Origin of the sequence: Microbacterium sp. 4R-513, from assembly GCF_011046485.1 — a bacterium.
Classification (GTDB): Bacteria; Actinomycetota; Actinomycetes; order Actinomycetales; family Microbacteriaceae; genus Microbacterium.
Genome location: NZ_CP049256.1, coordinates 2,507,374 through 2,521,951, shown reverse-complemented (window position 1 = coordinate 2,521,951; position 14,578 = coordinate 2,507,374). Strand labels below are relative to the sequence as shown.

At 69.6% G+C, this 14,578-nt stretch carries 13 protein-coding genes, 1 tRNA gene and 2 pseudogenes; 6 read left to right on the top strand and 10 right to left on the bottom strand.

Translation table 11 applies throughout. The features are described 5' to 3' along the window. Positions 1–63: 63 nt before the first annotated feature. The 5 genes from G5T42_RS11085 to G5T42_RS11065 all read right to left on the bottom strand — a co-directional run bounded on the left by G5T42_RS11085 (position 64) and on the right by G5T42_RS11065 (position 3,011). Positions 64–381, bottom strand: coding sequence for an Rv3654c family TadE-like protein (locus tag G5T42_RS11085; protein ID WP_165128517.1), 318 nt, complete (start codon positions 379–381; stop codon positions 64–66). Next, the gene (locus tag G5T42_RS11080) at positions 381–719 is read right to left on the bottom strand and encodes a TadE family type IV pilus minor pilin (protein ID WP_165128515.1); all 339 of its coding nucleotides are present in this window, start codon (positions 717–719) and stop codon (positions 381–383) included. The genes G5T42_RS11085 and G5T42_RS11080 overlap by 1 nt, the downstream gene beginning before the upstream one ends. Then, positions 716–910, bottom strand: a complete 195-nt coding sequence (locus G5T42_RS11075; protein WP_165128513.1) for a DUF4244 domain-containing protein — start codon at positions 908–910, stop codon at positions 716–718. Before G5T42_RS11075 ends, G5T42_RS11080 begins: the two co-directional genes overlap by 4 nt. Positions 911–981: 71 nt before the next feature. Beyond that, positions 982–1,872 (bottom strand): type II secretion system F family protein, encoded by an 891-nt coding sequence (locus G5T42_RS11070; RefSeq protein WP_165128511.1) that lies wholly within the window; start codon positions 1,870–1,872, stop codon positions 982–984. Beyond that, positions 1,869–3,011 carry a TadA family conjugal transfer-associated ATPase gene (locus G5T42_RS11065; RefSeq protein WP_165128509.1) on the bottom strand — a complete coding sequence of 381 codons (1,143 nt, stop codon included), beginning with the start codon at positions 3,009–3,011 and terminating at the stop codon, positions 1,869–1,871. Before G5T42_RS11065 ends, G5T42_RS11070 begins: the two co-directional genes overlap by 4 nt. Positions 3,012–3,431: 420 nt before the next feature. Here G5T42_RS11065 and acs point away from each other — a divergent pair, with 420 nt between their 5' ends. Then, the gene (gene acs / locus G5T42_RS11060; RefSeq protein WP_165128507.1) at positions 3,432–5,402 is read left to right on the top strand and encodes an acetate--CoA ligase; all 1,971 of its coding nucleotides are present in this window, start codon (positions 3,432–3,434) and stop codon (positions 5,400–5,402) included. 82 nt (positions 5,403–5,484) lie between these two features. Here the strand turns inward: acs and G5T42_RS11055 are convergent, their stop codons facing one another. Further along, positions 5,485–5,952 carry a RidA family protein gene (locus G5T42_RS11055; protein ID WP_165130202.1) on the bottom strand — a complete coding sequence of 156 codons (468 nt, stop codon included), beginning with the start codon at positions 5,950–5,952 and terminating at the stop codon, positions 5,485–5,487. Between the two features lie 5 nt (positions 5,953–5,957). Next, a complete protein-coding gene (locus G5T42_RS11050) occupies positions 5,958–6,170 on the bottom strand; it encodes a hypothetical protein (protein ID WP_165128505.1) in 213 nt (70 codons plus the stop codon). A gap of 122 nt (positions 6,171–6,292) precedes the next feature. Here G5T42_RS11050 and G5T42_RS11045 point away from each other — a divergent pair, with 122 nt between their 5' ends. The 4 genes and pseudogenes from G5T42_RS11045 (at position 6,293) to G5T42_RS11030 (ending at position 10,792) form a co-directional block, all read left to right on the top strand. Continuing rightward, the gene (locus tag G5T42_RS11045; RefSeq protein ID WP_165128503.1) at positions 6,293–8,881 is read left to right on the top strand and encodes a transglycosylase domain-containing protein; all 2,589 of its coding nucleotides are present in this window, start codon (positions 6,293–6,295) and stop codon (positions 8,879–8,881) included. Further along, positions 8,878–9,820 (top strand): annotated as a pseudogene (locus tag G5T42_RS11040) (metallophosphoesterase). The gene G5T42_RS11045 and the pseudogene G5T42_RS11040 overlap by 4 nt, the downstream one beginning before the upstream one ends. Before the next feature lie 57 nt (positions 9,821–9,877). Then, positions 9,878–9,951 (top strand) — tRNA-Pro (locus tag G5T42_RS11035). 61 nt (positions 9,952–10,012) lie between these two features. Continuing rightward, entirely contained in the window at positions 10,013–10,792 is a 780-nt protein-coding gene (locus tag G5T42_RS11030; protein WP_165128501.1) for an HAD-IIB family hydrolase, read from the top strand. Positions 10,793–10,911: 119 nt separating this feature from the next. Here the strand turns inward: G5T42_RS11030 and G5T42_RS11025 are convergent, their stop codons facing one another. Both G5T42_RS11025 and G5T42_RS11020 read right to left on the bottom strand, forming a co-directional pair. Then, the gene (locus G5T42_RS11025) at positions 10,912–12,192 is read right to left on the bottom strand and encodes an alpha-hydroxy acid oxidase (RefSeq protein WP_165128499.1); all 1,281 of its coding nucleotides are present in this window, start codon (positions 12,190–12,192) and stop codon (positions 10,912–10,914) included. Positions 12,193–12,206: 14 nt separating this feature from the next. After that, positions 12,207–12,907, bottom strand: a pseudogene (locus G5T42_RS11020) (FCD domain-containing protein). Between the two features lie 131 nt (positions 12,908–13,038). Between G5T42_RS11020 and G5T42_RS11015 the strand changes: the two are divergent. Then, on the top strand, positions 13,039–13,881 hold the full coding sequence (locus G5T42_RS11015; protein ID WP_165128497.1) for a DUF1295 domain-containing protein: 843 nt from the start codon (positions 13,039–13,041) through the stop codon (positions 13,879–13,881). Positions 13,882–13,887: 6 nt separating this feature from the next. On the opposite strand, the gene G5T42_RS11010 is transcribed toward G5T42_RS11015, so the two are convergent. Then, positions 13,888–14,535, bottom strand: a complete 648-nt coding sequence (locus G5T42_RS11010; RefSeq protein ID WP_165128495.1) for a thymidine kinase — start codon at positions 14,533–14,535, stop codon at positions 13,888–13,890. Positions 14,536–14,578 lie beyond the last annotated feature (43 nt).

Here is a 14,578-nt window from a genome sequence, read left to right as displayed (position 1 = left end):
GCCGGAACGAAGCGAGGGGGTGCCGGTATTCCCGGTGCTCCCGGTGATCGGGGGTCGCGAGGGTCAGGGCGGGGGCCCGGCGCGTGCCGACGCGGCCACCTCCAGACCCGCGAAGCGAACCGCCACCGTGACGGTCGCGATGAGGCCGTCGAGGTCGCATTCGACGACCTCGGCGCCCGCGAGGGACGCCACCTCTCCGGCCCGTTCGCACGGGACGCCCGAAGCCGCTCCGGAGGCCGTATCGGCCGCGGCGAGAGCCGCCGCGTCTGCGGTCCCCGCGAGGCGCTGCCCCTCCACCGCCGCCGCTCCGACGGCGCACAGGCCGACGGATGCGGCTGCGGCCGCGGCGACGACGGCGACGCTCAGGATGCTGCCCGGCATCAGAGGCCGCCCGCGAGCGCGCACGACGTCGCCGACAGCTCTACGAGCGCGATGCCGGCCGGCGCCGACGCTGTGACGCAGACGAAGTCGCCTGAACCGTGCACGGCTGCCGACGCCCCCGGCACAGCCCGGGCGACCACCGCGCCCGCGGCCGCGTCCGGCTCGCCGCGAGCGACGATCCGAGCGGCGTCGGCCGCGGCATCCTGAAGACGCACGTGCCGCGCAGCCGCGGCAAGGGCACCCGCGCAGAACACCAGGACGAGCACGACAGCGGGCAGCGCCACGGCGAACTCGGCGACGACCGATCCGCGGTCGTCACCGAGCCGCCTCCGGATCATGCGACGGTGAGGGCGCGGTGAACGAGGTCGGTCAGGATGCCGCGAACCTCGTCGGACCGCATGATGACGACCAGGAGGCCCGCGAAGGCGACGGCCGCCATCGTGGCGATGGCGTACTCCGCGGTCGCGGCTCCGGTGTCGTCGGTGAAGAGATGGGCCGAACGGCGGCGGGTGAGTCGGGGAATCGACATCTGGGTCTCCTTGGCTGGGGTGGATGGGGTGGATGGGCACGGCGGTGGGTCGCCCGTCGAGGGCGCCGAGATCAGAGCGAGATCGACATCGTGGACATGACGCTGAGGAGCATCGGAGCGACGCCGAGGAGGAGGAACGCGGGAAGCGTGCAGACCCCGAGGGGCAGCAGGAGCCGCGACGAGAGCCGCGCCGCGCGCAGGCGGCCCTCGACCCTCGCCCGGTGACGTGCGAGAGCGGCGGTCGCCTTGAGGAGCTCGACCGCGGGGACACCCGCCCGCTGAGAGAGATGCAGCACATCGTCGACCCCGGCGTCCGGCTCCCCGGCGCCCGTAGAGGCGACGACGACACGCGCTCGTTCGATGGACGCACCGCCCGACAGCGCGATCGCGAGGAGCTCGGCATCCAGACCGGGGATTCCGGGATCGGGCTGCGCCCTGCGGACGAGCACGGCCGTCCAACGGTGCGCGACAACGATCAGGAAGGCGCCGGCAGCGAGACACGCGATCCCCAGAGGGTTCGTCACGAGCGTCGCGAAGGTGTCGAATCCGAGTGCCGCGCCGAGGGCGATCGCGACGAGGGGAAGCCACGCCATGAGCCGCGCCGTTCCCGCCGGCTCGGCGAGCGTGACACGGACGTCATCAGCCGTCTCCTGAGCATCGCGCAGGGCCGACGCGATACCGCGGAGGGTATCGGCGAGCGGAGCGCCGACCGTCGTCGCGATGGTCCACGCCGCGCCGACGCTCGTCCACGCGCCGCCCTGGCGAACGATCGCGTCGGGGAGCTTCTCCCCCGCCTCGAGCGCTGCCCGGACCCGCACCGCGACGGGGTCTCCCGATTCGGCGGTGAGCGCCCAGGCGCGGGCGGGTGCGAGCCCGGCCTGCAGCAGGACGGCGAGCCGCAGCACGGTCGTCGCGACGTCCGCCGCCGTCGCCGCGGTCGCTCTCGCGCGGAGCACCTTCACGTCGCCTCCTCCATCGCGAGGCGGCCGTCGGAACCCAGGACGGGCCGGCCGATCGCGGACAGTCGCCGGATGCCATCGCGGTCACGGGACACGTGGAGCACGATCCCGATCGCGCTCACGACCTGTCGGGCGAGCGCCCGGTCGTCGAGTAAGGCGAGCGCGCCGAGCGCCTCGAGGCGCGCCGGCACCTCGTGCAGACCGTTGGCGTGCAGCGTGCCGGCCCCACCGTCGTGCCCCGTGTTCAGCGCGGCGAGAAGCTCCCGCACCTCGTCGCCCCGACACTCCCCCACGACCAGCCGATCGGGCCGCATGCGGAGCGCCTCGCGCACGAGGCGCGCGAGGCCGATCCCGCCGGCGCCCTCGAGATTCGGCTGACGCGCCTCCAGCCGCACGTGGTGCGGATGGTCGAGTCGCAGCTCTGCCACGTCCTCGATCGTGACGATGCGATCGGAAGGAGCGGCGCGCCCGAGAAGGGCGGCGAGGAGAGTCGTCTTCCCCGCCCCCGCGGCACCCGTGACGAGGAGGTTCTCGCGTTGCGCGACCGCCGCGTCGAGTCGTTCCCGCACGCCGGCGTCGAACATCCCTCGCTCACCGAGGGCATCGAGCGTCGGCGTCTGGAGCCGTGGCACACGGATGGAGATGACCGTTCCCGATGATGAGATCGGCGGCAGGACCGCATGCACGCGAATGCCTCCCTCGAGCCGCACGTCGACGCAGGGCGCGGCATCGTCCAGATGCCGCCCGCCTGCCCCGACGAGCGCGACGGCGAGTTCCCGCACGTCCTCCTCTGACGCCCGCCAGCTCGTGCTGCGCTGGGCTCCGCTCCCGCGATCGACGAAGAGGCCGTCGGCTCCGTTGACGAAGAGGTCGGTGACCTCCGGATCGTCCAGGATGTCCGCGAGCGGGTCGAGGGCGGGAGGGAGGGATGCCGAGCGCAGCGCGGGCGGGAAGTGGCGGGCGCCGGACCCCTCAGCGGATACAGCTCCACCGTCGCCCCGCGCGTCCTGCGCCGGCTGAACCGTGAACCGGTCAGCCCCGCCGCGCGGGTCGATGCCGGCGGCGATCTCCGTCGCCCCGGCACGACTCGGCGCCTGTGGGGCACTGGCTCCGCGCGGGCTGACGACGAACGGCTCGGGCATGCCACGAAGCTAGGCGCGGCGGATACGGGTGTCCGGCCGATCCGGCGCCCGCGTGCACAACCCCCGCCCGGGCCGGCCCTGTGGAGGAAGGCGCGGCCGACGCCGTCGACCTCACCCGAGAATGGGCCCGAAAACAGGGGCGGCATCCCATGGGGGGAATGGGATGCCGCCACGCGCGACACCGCAGTTCGGGGGGTGCGTCGGGTGCCGCAATGCCAGAATCGATGTTCGGCCGTGGATGAGCATACGCAACTCCACGCAACCTTCCAAACAAACCCGAACACGCCTCGGGTGATATATCGATGAGAGTTCTCACATCTTCGACCCACCCACTATCGGAGGTAGTGAGGGTCGTCAGCCGCAAGTAGATTGCTTGCGGCATCCGACCCTCCGTCACCCGCCCGCAAAGGAGCGCGCCGCATGAGCAGCCAGATCGACCACCTCCTCGACGAGACCCGCCGATTCGCGCCGCCCGACGAGTTCGCGGCCGACGCCGTCGCCACGGCGGCACTGTATGAAGAGGCCGCAGCCGATCGCGAGGCGTTCTGGGCCGACCAGGCACGCGGCATCCTCCACTGGCACAAGCCGTTCACGGAAGCGCTCGACTGGTCCAACCCGCCGTTCGCGAAGTGGTTCGCGGACGGCGAGCTGAACGTCGCGTACAACTGCCTGGACAGGCATGTCGAGGCCGGGAACGGCGACCGCGTCGCGCTGCTGTGGGAGGGCGAGCCCGGCGACGAGCGCCGCGTGACGTACGCGGAGCTCACCGACGAGGTCAAGCGCCTCGCGAACGTGCTGGAAGACCTGGGCGTCGGTGAGGGCGACCGCGTCGCGATCTACATGCCGATGATCCCCGAGGCGATCGCGGCGATGCTGGCGGTCGTCCGCATCGGAGCCATCCACTCCGTCGTTTTCGGCGGGTTCTCGGCCGACAGCCTGCGCTCGCGCATCGACGACGCCGGCGCACGAGTCGTCATCACCGCGGACGGCGGCTACCGCAAGGGGAAGGTCTCACCGCTGAAGCCGGCCGTCGACCTCGCTCTCGCCGACCGCAACGGCTCCGGAGTCCAGGAGACCGTCGAGAAGGTCCTCGTCGTCCGGCGCGGCGGCAACGACGTCGAGTGGACCGAGGGCCGTGACATCTGGTGGCACGACGTCGTTCCCCAGGCCTCGGACGAGCACGAGGCGAAGGCCTTCCCGGCCGAGAACCCGCTCTTCATCCTCTACACCTCCGGCACCACGGGGAAGCCGAAGGGCATCCTGCACACGTCGGGCGGCTATCTGACCCAGTCCGCGTTCACCAACAGGGTCGTTCACGACATCCATCCGGAGAAGGATGTGTACTGGTGCACCGCCGACATCGGGTGGATCACCGGCCACACCTACGTGACGTACGGCCCGCTCGCCAACGGGGCGACGCAGGTGCTCTACGAGGGCACCCCCGACACTCCGCATCCCGGCCGGTGGTGGGAGATCGTGCAGAAGTACGGCGTCACCGTCCTCTATACCGCGCCCACGGCCATCCGCTCCTTCATGAAGATCGGTCGCGCGATCCCGAAGCAGTTCGACCTGTCGTCGCTTCGTCTGCTCGGCTCGGTCGGCGAACCCATCAACCCCGAGGCGTGGATCTGGTACCGCAAGATCATCGGAGGAAAGACGGCGCCAATCGTCGACACGTGGTGGCAGACCGAGACGGGCGCCATCATGATCTCGGCCCTCCCGGGCGTCACCGAGACCAAGCCGGGCAGCGCGCAGGTTCCTCTCCCCGGCATCTCGGTCGATGTCGTCGATGAGGAGGGCCAGCACGTCGGGAACGGCAACGGCGGCCTGCTCGTCGTGACGGAGCCGTGGCCGAGCATGCTGCGCGGCATCTGGGGCGACCCCGAGCGCTTCAAGGAGACGTACTGGGACAAGTTCGCGAAGCAGGGCTTCTACTTCGCGGGCGACGGGGCACGCCTCGACGCCGACGGCGACGTCTGGCTGCTCGGGCGCGTGGACGACGTCATGAACGTGTCGGGTCACCGCCTGTCGACGACCGAGATCGAGTCGTCGCTCGTCGGCAACGAGGCCGTCGCCGAGGCGGCCGTTGTCGGAGCCTCCGACGAGACGACGGGCCAGGCCGTCGTCGCCTTCGTGATCATCAAGGAGAGCTACCTCAAGGAGCACTCGGCCGAGGGGCTCGCGCAGGGCCTCCGGGCATGGGTGGGCGAGCAGATCGGCCCCATCGCGCGTCCCCGCGACGTCTACATCGTGGGCGAGCTGCCCAAGACGCGCTCGGGCAAGATCATGCGCCGGCTGCTGCGCGACGTGGCCGAGGGACGCGAGGTCGGCGACACGACGACCCTCGCCGACACCGCGGTGATGTCGGTCATCAGCGCGCAGGTGAAGTGATCCGGGCGAGGACCGCCTGAGACGACGGATGCCCCGGCCGCAGCGGCCGGGGCATCCGTCTGTCCGTCGTAGGAGACGCGGATCACTCGAAGCTGAAGACGACCTCGACCTCGACCGGGCTGTCGAGCGGGAGTACGGGGACGCCGACGGCCGATCGCGCGTGGCGTCCGGCGTCACCGAAGATCTCGCCGAGCACCTCGCTCGCGCCGTTGATGACGCCCGGCTGACCGGTGAACTCGGGGACGGATGCCACGAACCCGACGACCTTGACGACGCCCGTGAGGCGGTCCACTCCCCCGACGGCCGCCGCGGCAGCGGCCACGGCGTTGAGCGCCGACTGGCGCGCGTAGCCCTTGGCGTCCCCGGCCGGAACGAGTCCGTGGCCGTCACCGACCTTTCCCGTCGCGGGAAGCGAGCCCGAGACCATCGGCAGCTGTCCGGCGGTGTAGACGAGGTCGCCGTGGGCCTTGGCGGGCACATACGCAGCGACCGGCGGAACGACCTCGGGGAGGTCGATGCCCAGCTCGGCCAGGCGGGACGAGACGCGCACCCCGCTCACGCCTCGAACTGCTTCGCGGCGACCGCGGCTGCGTCGAGTCCCGCGTTGGCACCGCCGCCGCCGACGGGACGCTTGAAGTAGGCGACCAGACCGCCCTCCGGACCCTGCACGACCTGCACGAGCTCCCAGCCCTGCTTTCCCCAGTTGTTGAGGATCGCTGCGGTGTTGTGGATGAGGAGGGGTGTGGTGAGGTACTCCCACGTGGTCATCTGCGGCTCCTGCCGGGGTCGAGGTGCGTGAACGAGGAAAGCCCTGATGACGCATGGATCGGATGCCTGAGCGCGGCGCTCCGTCAAGGGATCTGCCAGGTAATTCCCCTACGATCAACCCTATGCCTGTAAAGAATCGGACGGCTAGCGGTGTGCTCGGCGGTCTCGCCGGCCTCGTCGGCCTGAGCGCTGTCGCGGGGATCCTCGTCACCGCCACGGTCACTCCCGCCATCGCCCTGTCCGGGGCTGCGGCATCCAGCGCGATCACGATGTTCGACAATCTGCCGAGCGTCCTCGAGATCGAGAAGCTGATGCTGCCGACGACGATCTACTACAAGGATCCGGCCGGCGCCGACGTCGAGCTGACGAAGTTCTACGACCAGAACCGCTCCCCCGTGGCGTTCGACCAGATCGCGCCCGTCATGTACGACGCGATCCTGTCCAGCGAGGACAAGAACTTCTACAAGCACGGCGGGGTCGACCTCGTCGGCACTGTCAGCGCCGTGCTCGACAACGTCCGTGGCCGCGACACGCGCGGTGGATCCTCGATCAGCCAGCAGTACGTCAAGAACATCCTCGTCCAGCGCTGCGAGAGCAACGCCACGACCGACGAGGAACTGAAGAACTGCTACGTCGAGGCGACCACCGCCGTCGGCGACAAGGGCCTGCAGCGCAAGCTCCAGGAGATGCGCTACGCCATCGCCCTCGAGCAGAAATACTCGAAGAACGAGATTCTTCTCGGCTACCTCAACATCGCCGGCTTCGGCGGCACGAACTACGGAGTGGATGCCGCGGCCCGGTATTACTTCAACGTCGCCGCGAAGGATCTCACCCTGGGGCAGTCCGCCGCTCTCGCCGGCATGGTGCAGAACCCCAACGCGTACCGGATCGACAAGCCCAACGGCTCGACGACCGACAAGGACGGGAACCCGATCAACAGCGCGGCCGACGGGTATGCGCTCACGAAGGACCGCCAGCTCTACGTGCTGGACCGGTTGCTGGCCGACGGGAAGATCACCCAGGAGGCGCACGACGCCGCCGTCGCGGAGCCGATCACTCCCGTCATCACTCCCCCCAAGACTGGCTGCGCGGCGGCCGGCGAGGTGGCGTACTTCTGCCAGTACGTGAAGAACATCATCAAGACCGACCCTGCTTTCGGCGCGACGCCGGAGGAGCGGCAGAAGGCCCTCCAGCGCGGCGGACTGAAGATCTACACGACGCTGGACATGCGCGTTCAGCAGCCGGCGCAGGACATCATGACGAAGTCCGCTCCCCCTGCCATCGCCAACATGGAGTTCGGATCCGCCGCCGTCAGCGTCGAGGCGACAACCGGTCGCGTCCTGGCGATGGTCCAGAACAAGAACTTCAGCGAGGACCAGGCGCTCACCCAGGCTGATCACGCGTACACATCCCTCGTGTACGCGGCCGATCAGAAGTACGGCAGCTCGAGCGGGTTCGCCGCGGGCTCCACCTTCAAGCTCTTCACCCTCGTCGACTGGCTCGAGAAGGGCCACTCGCTCAACGAGGTGCTGAACGGCCGGGCGCGCGCCTTCAAGAAGGTCGCGAACTCGTGTGGCTCGCCGTGGGTGAACACGAAGAACGAGATCGTCAACAACTTCGGCAAGGCGCCGGGATTCGTGGGCACGCCCATGCAGTTCACTGCGGCGTCCCTGAACACGGGCTTCTTCGCCATGGCCGAGAAGCTCGACCTGTGCGACATCAAGAACGTCGCCACGAAGATGGGCGTGACTCAGGGCAACGGCGAAGAAGTCAAGATGGACAACCTCTTCTCCGTCATCGGCTCCAACGCCGTCTCCCCGCTCGCCATGGCGGGCGCCTTCGGCACAGTCGCCAACAACGGCATCTACTGCCAGCCGAAGGCGATCGACCGCGTCACCGACGCGGACGGCAACGACCTGCCGATCCCCGCCACCACGTGCACGCAGGTTCTCGATCCGAGCATCGCAGCCACCGCCGCCTACGCTCTTCAGGGCGTCATGAACGGCTCCGGCACGGGCGCCGCCTCCAACCCGCGCGACGGCACACCTGTTCTCGGCAAGACGGGAACGAACGAGGACGACCAGACGTGGATGGTGGAGTCGTCCACCAAGGTCGCCACCGCGGTGTGGGTCGGCAACACGACGGGCTTCGCCTCACTCAGCAAGCAGCGCTTCAACGGCACGCAGCTGAGCCAGATCCGGCACAAGATCGCCCCGGTCATCCAACGGGCGGCGAACTCCGTCTACGGCGGCGACCGCTTCCCGCAGCCCGACCAGAACCTGACCAAGTCGATCCTCACCGACCTTCCCAACGTCGTCGGCCTCTCGATCGACGAGGCCACGGCCAAGCTCAAGGACGCCGGCTTCGAAGTCGCGGTGGGCGACGCGATCGACTCCTCGCAGGCCGAGGGCACCGTTGCGGCGCAGAACCCGGGGGCCGGAAAGGTCGCGGGCGGAACGACCGTCACGATCAACCCGAGCAACGGCGCGGGCGTGACGGTTCCCGGCGACGTCGCGGGCAAGTCCGTCAGCGAGGCGATCAGCTACCTGAGGTCGCTCGGATTCGGCAACGTCCAGCCGGGCGCGTGTACCGAGGAGGCGGGCGTCAAGGGCAACGGCACGGCGACCGGCACCAACCCGCCGGGCGGGTCGGTGGTCAACCGCAACGCCCAGATCAACGTCGACTACAAGAGCGAGCACTGCAGCCGGTGACGACCACCGGTGGAGCACGCACCGCCCTCACCGCGCTCGGCGCGGTGGGGGCGCTCGCCGTCGGCGCGGCGGCGTGGGGCGTCGGCATCGAGCGCTATCTCTTCACGCTGCGCCGGCACGAGGTGAGCATCCTTCCCCCGGGTTCCTCGCCGATCAAGGTCCTGCACCTCTCGGACGCCCACATGGCGCCGTGGCAGCGGCGCAAGCAGCGGTGGATCGCCGGCCTCGCAGACCTGGAGCCCGACCTCATCGTCAACACGGGTGACAACCTCGGTCACGAGGAGGGCTTGCGCGGCCTGCGACGTGCGTTCGGGCCGTTGCGCGGCATCCCGGGCGTGTATGTCCACGGATCGAACGACCACACCGCTCCTGCGCCGCGCAATCCGCTCAAGTACTTCACCGGCCCGTCGAAGCACAAGGTGACTTCGGAGCCGCTGGACACCCAGGCGCTCGACGCGTTCCTGACCGAGGACCTCGGCTGGTCGGAGCTGAACAACGCCGCCACCTCGCTCGACGTCGCCGGGCTGCGCGTCGACGCTTTCGGGGTCAGCGACGCGCATCGGCACTGGGACCGGCTCGACGGGCTCCCGGACCAGATCGAGGAGGTGCGCGGAGCGAACGACGGCGACGCCGACTTCACGATCGGCGTGACCCACGCTCCCTACCGCCGCGTGCTCGACGCATTCACCGCGCTGGGCGCGGACATGATCTTCGGCGGGCACACGCACGGCGGCCAGGTGCGGATCCCGGGCGTCGGCGCGCTCGTCGCCAACTGCGACATCCCGCTGCGCCAGTCGCGCGGACTCAGCGAGTGGTCACGTGGCGGACGCACGATCCCCCCTCAACGTGAGCGCGGGACTCGGGCACTCGATCTACGCCCCCGTGCGGTTCGCGTGCTTCCCCGAGGCATCCCTCATCACCCTCCTGCCACAGGCCTGATGGGCTCTTCCCGGTTCGGAGCATGCTGCCGGATCAGGTAGGCTAGGGGGGTTGCCACGGGGTGTGGCGCAGCTTGGTAGCGCGCTTCGTTCGGGACGAAGAGGCCGCAGGTTCAAATCCTGTCACCCCGACAGCAGAGAGGCTCCACCATCATCGGTGGAGCCTTTCGCGTATCAAGAGACAGGAGCACGGATGCCGCACCCCCGCCTCGTCGCGTTCGACCTCGACGACACACTCGCCCCATCGAAGAGCCCCATCGACCCGCGCATCGGCGACCTGCTCGTCGCGCTGGCGGAGCGAGTGGAGGTCGCCATCATCTCCGGCGGCCAGCTCGCCCAGTTCACCTCCCAGGTCGTCGACAGGCTTCCGGATGTGCCCGCCGACGCGCTCGCGCACTTCCACCTGCTCCCGACGTGCGGCACGCAGTACTACCGTCTGACGCCGGACGGCATCCAGACGGTGTACGCGCACTCCCTCACCGATGACGAGAAGTCCCGCGCCCTCGCCGCGGTCGAGGAGGAGGCCCGACGACTCGGCTATTGGGAGTCCGAGACCTGGGGCGACATCCTTGAGGACAGGGGCTCCCAGATCACATTCTCGGCCCTCGGCCAGCGTGCGCCCCTCGATGCGAAGAAGGCGTGGGATCCGACGGGGAAGAAGAAGAACACCCTGCGTGCCGCGATCGCCGCGCGCATCCCGGACCTCGAGGTGCGCTCGGGCGGCTCGACGAGCGTCGACATCACCCACCGCGGCATCGACAAGGCGTACGGCATGCGCCAGCTCGCCGAGCAGACCGGCATCCCGCTCGACGACATGCTCTTCGTCGGCGACCGCCTCGACCCGGACGGCAACGACTACCCCGTTCTCGCCATGGGCGTCGAGTGCCACGCCGTCGAGGGCTGGGAGGAGACGGCCGACTTCCTCGACACGCTCATCCCGACCCTGCCAGAGCGCGCGCCCGAAGCGGCCTGACGCGCGGCCCACTGCGGCCGAGCCCACTCATCCGCGCTCGAGCCGACCTACTCGGACGGTGTCGATAGGTGGGTCGGTGCACGGATGTGTGGGTTCGGCGCCAGCGCACGGGTGCGAGGTCAGACCCGGACGCGCGGCGCGCCTCCCGCCGTCGCCTCGGCGGGCGCGCCCGCGAGAGGCAGGAGCCGGGTCAGCTGCGTCACGTGCTTCGGCTCGAGCTCTTCGAGGGACGCGACGCCGAGGAGCTTCATCGTGCGCTCGATCTCGCTCCGCAGGATCTCGATCGTGCGGTCGACACCCGCGCGCCCACCGGCCATGAGGCCGTAGAGGTACGCGCGGCCGATCAGCGTGAACTTCGCGCCGAGGGCGACGGATGCCACGATGTCGGCGCCGTTCATGATGCCGGTGTCGACCATGATCGTCGCGTCCTTGCCGACCTCGCGCACGACGTTCGGCAGGAGGTGGAACGGGATCGGCGCGCGGTCGAGCTGACGCCCGCCGTGGTTGGAGAGGACGATGCCGTCGACGCCGAGATCGATCAGCCGTTTGGAGTCCTCGACGTTCTGCACGCCCTTGATGACGATCTTGCCCGGCCACAGGTCGCGGATGACGGCGAGGTCCTCGTAGCTGATCGTCGGGTCCATCGCGGCATCCAGAAGCTCCCCGACCGTGCCGCCGGTCGTCGAGAGCGAGGCGAACTCGAGCTTGGGGGTCGTGAGGAAGTCGATCCACCACCAGGGCCGCGGGATCGCGTTGATGATCGTGCCGAGGGTGAGCTGCGGCGGAATGGAGAAGCCGTTCCGCTTGTCGCGCAGGCGGGCGCCCGCGACCGGCGTGTCGACGGTGAACATGATCGTGTCGAAGCCCGCCGCCGCAGCGCGCCGGGCCAGGCCGTACGAGATCTCGCGATCGCGCATGACGTACAGCTGGAACCAGTTGCGCCCGTTCGGGTTCGCCGCCTTGACGTCTTCGATCGACGTCGTGCCGAGCGTCGAAAGGGTGAACGGGATGCCGGCGGCCCCCGCCGCCGATGCTCCGGCGATCTCACCCTCTGTCTGCATGAGGCGCGTGAAGCCGGTCGGCGCGATGCCGAAGGGCAGGGCCGAAGGGCCACCCAGCACGGTCGTCGACATGTCGACGCTCTCGGCGGGCTGCAGGATGCTCGGGTGGAACTCCACATCCTCGAACGCCTGCCGCGCCCGTGAGAGCGAGAGCTCGCCCTCGGCAGCGCCGTCGGTGTAGTCGAAGGCGGCCTTGGGCGTCCGGCGCTTGGCGATGAGGCGGAGGTCGGCGATCGTGAGGGCGCTCGACAGGCGCCGCCGCTTGCCGTTGAGGTCGGGGACCTTGAACTTCATGAGCTCGAAGAGCTCCGACGGGACGGGCAGCTGTCGCTGGACCATGGGAATTCCTCTCGTCAGCCGCGGGTCAGGCCCGCAGCCGCGTAATAGCCGGTGATGTGGTCGTGGACGAGCGAGCGCGCGAGGTCGGACTCCCCCGCGTCGATCGCTTGGACGATGGCGCGATGCTCGTCGCGCAGGCCGTCGGCCGCGGCATCCCAGTCCTGGATGCGCGTGGCGCCTGCCTGCACGTAGGACTCGATCGCCGTGCGGAGTCCTGCCATCGAGGCGGAGACGACGGCATTGCCGGATGCCTCGGCGAGGCCGAGATGGAACTGCGCGTCGAGCGCGAGGAACTCCTCGGCGGTGAGCCCGCGGTCGTCCATCGCGGCGAGCGTCGCGCGCACGTCGGACAGGTCGTGCGAGCCGTCGGCGGCGAGTGTCGCGACGACCCACTCCTCGAGCAGCAGGCGCGTCGAGACGACGTCGGCGAGCGGGAAGCCCTGCGCGGCGACCTGCAGCCGCAGGAGAGCGGCCAGCCCGCCGCGGGGCGTCGCGATGATGATGGCGCCCGACGTGGGTCCCGAACCCGTGCCCGTGCGGATGAGACCCATGACCTCGAGCACGCGCAGCGCCTCACGGACGCTCGAGCGACCGACCCCGAGGGTCGTCGCGAGCTCGCGCTCGGGGGAAGCCGATCGCCCGCGGCGAGCCGGCCCTCGAGCAGATCGGTCTCGATCCTCTCGAGCACGACACGCCAGGCACGGGCGGGCGCGATGCCGGCTTCTGCGACCACGAGCACTCCTCGTCGATGTGGTCCGACCACACTACACCCGCGTGGTCAGACCACGCAAAGGAGGGGGCCGAGGCTCCCCGCTCACTCGCCGAGGCCGCCGTAATCTGTTGACCATGGATCCCCTCACCCTCGTCCTGATCGTCGCCGCGGTGACGTGCGCGTTCTGCTGGATCGCATCGCTCGTCACGAAGGACACCTCGTGGGTCGACCGCATCTGGTCGATCGTGCCCGTCGTCTACGTCTGGATCTTCGCGAGCGCGGCCCTCATCGAGGGCGAGAACGCGGGGCGGCTCGTCGTCATGGCGCTGCTCGTGACCGCGTGGGGTGCGCGGCTCACGTTCAACTTCGCCCGCAAGGGCGGCTACACCGGGATGGAGGACTACCGCTGGGCCATCCTCCGCGGCCGCATGAAGCGCTGGCAGTTCCAGCTCTTCAATGTGCTGTTCATCGTGCTGTACCAGAACGCCCTGCTCGTGCTGATCTCCCTGCCGGCCTACATCGCCTGGCAGAACCCGGCGCCGTTGACGGGATGGGATGCCGCGTTCGCGGCCCTCTTCGTCGCGTTCCTCGTCGGCGAGACCATCGCAGACCAGCAGCAGTGGAACTTCCACCGCGCCAAGCAGGCCGCCGGAGGGCAGCTGCACCCCGGCTTCGTCACGACGGGGCTCTTCCGCTTCAGCCGCCACCCGAACTTCTTCTTCGAGCAGGCGCAGTGGTGGGCGTTCTACGCCATCGGCGCGACGGCAGCCGTGGCATCCGGCCTCGGATTCTGGGGCGGCGCGATCAACGGGACGATCGTCGGCCCGGCTCTCCTGACGGTGCTGTTCATCGGCTCGACGATCTTCACGGAGTCGATCTCGGCCTCGAAGTATCCCGAGTACGCCGACTACCGGCGCACGACCTCGATGCTCGTGCCGCTGCCGCCCCGCCGCAGGAGCGCTGCAGCGACGGCGTAGCGCGCATCAGCCGAGCCGGCCGCCGGACTCCCGCAGGTAGTCGTCGGCGCACAGCGCCTCGTACGTCACGCGCTCGGTCGACAGCTCGTCGATCGCGACCTGGTCGCCCTCGAAGACGAACCGCCCGCCGACCAGCCGCGCGTTGAAGAGCGCCTTGCGTCCGCACCGGCAGATCGTCTTGAGCTCTTCCAGGCTGTGCGCCAGCTCCATGAGTCGCAGCGACCCCGGGAAGGCACGCGTCTGAAAGTCGGTGCGGATGCCGTAGGCGAGGACCGGAATGCCGTCGAGCACCACGATCCGGAGCAGGTCGTCCACCTGGGCGCGCGTGAGGAACTGCGCCTCGTCGATCAGAAGGCAGCCCACGTCGACGGGATGGTCGTTCGTCTCGGGCACGAGGGTTCCCGCCGCGTCGCGCACGAGGCGCCTCCGGTGCTCGGCGAAGAGTGCGCGGAGGTCGTCGTCGGGGCCGACGAGGAAGTCCACCTTGCGGGTCACCCCGAGGCGGCTGGAGATCTCGTCGGCGCCCTTCGTGTCGATCTCGGGCTTGGCGAGGAGCACGTGCTGGCCCCGCTCCTCGTAGTTGTACGCGGCCTGCAGAAGCGACGTCGACTTGCCGGAGTTCATCGCCCCGTAGCGGAAGTAGAGCTTGGCCACCCAGCGAGTCTAGGGGCGGCCCGCGGTGCGCTCCGGCGCCGGA

Bases quoted from the DNA above. Each gene is read 5' to 3' on its own strand.
- G5T42_RS11025 (WP_165128499.1), bottom strand. From the start codon at position 12,192: ATGGTCCAGCGACAGCTGCCCGTCCCGTCGGAGCTCTTCGAGCTCATG.
- G5T42_RS11075 (WP_165128513.1), bottom strand. From the start codon at position 910: ATGTCGATTCCCCGACTCACCCGCCGCCGTTCGGCCCATCTCTTCACC.
- G5T42_RS11050 (WP_165128505.1), bottom strand. From the start codon at position 6,170: ATGACCACGTGGGAGTACCTCACCACACCCCTCCTCATCCACAACACC.
- G5T42_RS11045 (WP_165128503.1), top strand. From the start codon at position 6,293: ATGCCTGTAAAGAATCGGACGGCTAGCGGTGTGCTCGGCGGTCTCGCC.
- G5T42_RS11065 (WP_165128509.1), bottom strand. From the start codon at position 3,011: ATGCCCGAGCCGTTCGTCGTCAGCCCGCGCGGAGCCAGTGCCCCACAG.
- G5T42_RS11085 (WP_165128517.1), bottom strand. From the start codon at position 381: ATGCCGGGCAGCATCCTGAGCGTCGCCGTCGTCGCCGCGGCCGCAGCC.
- G5T42_RS11030 (WP_165128501.1), top strand. From the start codon at position 10,013: ATGCCGCACCCCCGCCTCGTCGCGTTCGACCTCGACGACACACTCGCC.
- G5T42_RS11015 (WP_165128497.1), top strand. From the start codon at position 13,039: ATGGATCCCCTCACCCTCGTCCTGATCGTCGCCGCGGTGACGTGCGCG.
- acs (WP_165128507.1), top strand. From the start codon at position 3,432: ATGAGCAGCCAGATCGACCACCTCCTCGACGAGACCCGCCGATTCGCG.
- G5T42_RS11080 (WP_165128515.1), bottom strand. From the start codon at position 719: ATGATCCGGAGGCGGCTCGGTGACGACCGCGGATCGGTCGTCGCCGAG.